Genomic DNA, 312 nt, shown 5'->3' with positions numbered 1-312 from the left:
TAGCTGTAACTCACCACCCCAGTCGCCGCGTCGTAGCCGGTGATGGTCAGGGTGTTGCCCAGCGCAGTGGTAAAAGTTTGTGGGAAGCCGGCGGTGACGCCTGCAGTCACCACGTTGATCCCGCCCACGGTCAGGGTCTGCACCCCATCCAGTGCGGTGACGGTGAAGGTGCCGCTTTGGGTCAGTGCCGGGGTGCCTGGGGTCGAGCCGTCGCTGAGGGCTCGTTCGTAGACGGTCAATTCCCCGCCCTGGACCTTGAGGCCGTCGATCAGCACTGGATCGTCGTTGTTGTGCACGGTCAGGGTCAGGGTT

General features: G+C 63.8%; 1 protein-coding gene. It reads right to left on the bottom strand.

Annotated elements, in window-relative coordinates; translation table 11 throughout:
* The coding region (locus H7995_RS28285; RefSeq protein ID WP_185819346.1) for a hypothetical protein at positions 1-312 on the bottom strand (312 nt) is incomplete at both ends.

The organism is Pseudomonas kielensis (assembly GCF_014236655.1).
Taxonomy (GTDB): Bacteria; Pseudomonadota; Gammaproteobacteria; order Pseudomonadales; family Pseudomonadaceae; genus Aquipseudomonas; species Aquipseudomonas kielensis.
Note: the sequence above shows the minus strand (reverse complement) of the source record. Positions and strands in the feature narration are given on the sequence as shown.